Origin of the sequence: Bradyrhizobium manausense (genome assembly GCF_001440035.1) — a bacterium.
Lineage (GTDB): Bacteria > Pseudomonadota > Alphaproteobacteria > Rhizobiales > Xanthobacteraceae > Bradyrhizobium > Bradyrhizobium manausense.
This window is the reverse complement of sequence record NZ_LJYG01000003.1, coordinates 1-2,792: the sequence shown is the minus strand read 5'-3', so window position 1 is coordinate 2,792 and position 2,792 is coordinate 1. Positions and strand designations below refer to the sequence as shown.

Genomic DNA, 2,792 nt, shown 5'->3' with positions numbered 1-2,792 from the left:
TCATGTGCACATGCGGGTGGTGGGTCATGGCCGAGCCCCAGGTGTGCAGCACGGACGTGATGCCGATCCTGGCGCCGAGGTGCTTCGGATCTGCGGCGATCGTCAGCATGGTCTCGGCCGAGGCCTTGAACAGCAGATCGTAGACGATGGCCCTGTTGTGATAGGCGATGTCGGCGATCCGAGCCGGCACCGTGAACACAATGTGATAATACGGCACCGGCAGCAGTTCGGCCTCGCGGTCGGCGAGCCACTGCTTCGCCGCGGCGCCCTGGCACTTCGGACAGTGCCGGTTGCGGCAGGAATTGTAGGCGATGGTGGTAAAGGCACAGTCCTCGCAGCGCGCGACATGGCCGCCGAGGGCTGCCGTGCGGCAGCTCTCGATCGCCGACATCAACTTCAACTGGTCGAGGCTGACATGGCCGGCATGGGCGTGACGCCATGCCGGGCCATGGCTGCGGAAGATATCCGCAACCTCCAGAGCCGGGCGCGACACAGGTGCCCGGCGTCAGCCGGGCGGCCGCGCCTCCTTGAGCTTGAGAGCGATGTGCTCCAACGGGCTCATGACCTCGCTGATGGTCTTGGTAGCGACGCGGGTGTAGAGCGCGGTGGTGTCGAGCTTGGCGTGGCCGAGGAGCACCTGAATGACGCGCACGTCGACGTTCTGCTCCAGAAGGTGAGTAGCGAAGCTGTGGCGCAATGTGTGCAGCGACACGCGCTTGTTGATCTCCGCCATCTGCGCGGCGGCATGACAGGCACGATTGAGCTGGCGCGTGGTCATTGGCTGGGCCGGATCGCGGCCCGGGAACAGCCAGCCTAGCGGCCGAGCCATCTTCCACCAGGCCCGTAGCAGCGCGAGCAGGCTGGGCGACAGCATGACATTGCGGTCCTTGCCGCCCTTGCCCTGCTCGACGCGGATGATCATCCGCTTGCTGTCGATATCGGAGACCTTGAGCGAGACGACCTCGTTGGCACGCAGCCCGGCACCGTAGGCCACGCTGAGAGCCGCCTTGTACTTCAGCCCCGGCGCGGCATCGAGCAGCCGCGCTACCTCCTCCACGCTCAGCACCACCGGCAGCTTGCGCGGCTCGTGAATGAACTGGGTGTGCTCGACGATATCGTGGCGCTTCAAGGTGACTTTGAAAAAGAACCGCAACGTCGAGATGGCTTGGTTGATGGTCGGCACGCCAGCGCCGCCCGTCGCCAGATGCAGCTGATAACGACGCACGTCCTCGAAGGTCGCCAGATCGGGCGATTGCCCGAGAAACAAAGCGAAATGCTTGACCCGTTGAATGTAGTCATGTTGGGTCTTGGCTGCGAACTTGCGGATCGTCATGTCTTCGATCATGCGCCGGCGTAGCGGGCTTACTGCCTCGTCGGTCATGGGGATGCTCCTGTCTTGGGTGAGATTGTTGCAACACCTCAATCTCAAGACAGGACGCCCCGTTGCGCTATCGTCTTAGCCGTGCCGCCAGCCGCGGAAAGCTACCGCGCGAGCGGTTTAGTCCTGTGGCCCGTTTGAGAACCTTCGATGAGCACCAAAGATGTCCGCTCCTCGGGTCTGACCGGAAGCAATCGCGGCAGGACTAAACCGACGTGATTGGCCCATCTGCGAAGTTACGCCGCGCCTGACGGAGGTCCGCTTATTGTGACGGAGCGGACCAGATTTGCTCAAACTGAGTTCTTCGCATTTTGTGAAGGGTTTCGGATGCCGGCCGCGTGACTGACGGCGCGGCATATTCGGGCGGCCGGCGTCCGAAAGCCTCCAAGGGAGGAAACCGCGCATGATGGGCAGGAAAGGTGCGGCGGGCTCTATGGGGATTTGAGCTCTGCAGGCGAGCTGGCCGATGGAGTTCGAGTCCATGCAGCGAGCTGCGCGACGGCGGCGGGGCAAGCGAATGACGGGTAGATGGGTTCGAACGTGATCAATCGTCGGCGGATTGGCAACGACAGCTGACAGTTGGAGCGTATGCCGCCGTGGCCGGTCGATGAGCGGCGGGCATGGCGAGCAACTTTGCAGCATGACGGTTGCGCGCTCATGACGTATCGATCCTGATGGCGCTGGTTGGCGGGCTCGCTTGATGGCGAGGCGTTGCGCCTCGCTCAAAAACCTCGATGACGATCATGCGACCGCCGCAGCATGGACACGGCGGCGTGCCGCTGTCGATGGTCTCGGTCGGCTCATCCTTACGATCCTTGACGAGGAGCAGTTTGCGCGCGCGTGCGACGTTGTCGGCGCAGGCGCTCCGCGCGAGCAGGCCGTAGTGGCGGATGCGGTGGAAGCCTTTTGGCAGCACGTGGATGAGGAAGCGGCGGATGAACTCGTCTGTGGCGATCGTCATCCGCTTTTGACGGTCGTGGCCTTCGACCCGGTAATCCTTCCAGCTGAAGGTGACGCCGCGCTGGTCGCAGGCAATCAGGCGGCTGTTGGCGATGGCGACGCGGTGGGTATAGCGCGACAGATAGGCCAGCACGGCCTCGGGACCGCCAAACGGGCGCTTGGCATAGACGACCCATTCCGTCTTGCGCGAGGCTGCAAGCAATGCGGCGAATGATTGTGCTCCGGCGAGATCAGCGTCGTTGCCGAAGAAGCTCAGGCGCCCGGCCTGGTGGAGGATCGCGAGGCGCTCCAGGAACAATCGCCGGAACAGGCGTGAGAGCACGCGCACTGGCAGGAAGAAGCCCGGCCGGCACGACACCCAGCGCCGGCCGTCGGGCGAGATGCCGCCGCCCGGCACGATCATGTGCACATGCGGGTGGTGGGTCATGGCCGAGCCCCAGGTGTGCAGCACGGA

The 2,792-nt window shown here is 63.9% G+C and carries 3 protein-coding genes; all 3 read right to left on the bottom strand.

Features of this window, described 5'->3' with window-relative positions; translation table 11 throughout:
• Nucleotides 1-493 (bottom strand): IS91 family transposase (locus AOQ71_RS00540; protein ID WP_162268295.1); only part of this gene is annotated, 493 nt, incomplete at its 3' end.
• Nucleotides 494-505: 12 nt separating this feature from the next.
• Nucleotides 506-1,381, bottom strand: coding sequence for a tyrosine-type recombinase/integrase (locus AOQ71_RS00535; RefSeq protein ID WP_205668180.1), 876 nt, complete (start codon nucleotides 1,379-1,381; stop codon nucleotides 506-508).
• A 652-nt stretch (nucleotides 1,382-2,033) separates the two neighbouring features.
• Nucleotides 2,034-2,792: IS91 family transposase (locus AOQ71_RS00530; RefSeq protein ID WP_205668176.1), on the bottom strand; the 759-nt coding region annotated here is incomplete at its 5' end.

Bases quoted from the DNA above. Each gene is read 5' to 3' on its own strand.
- AOQ71_RS00535 (WP_205668180.1), bottom strand. From the start codon at position 1,381: ATGACCGACGAGGCAGTAAGCCCGCTACGCCGGCGCATGATCGAAGAC.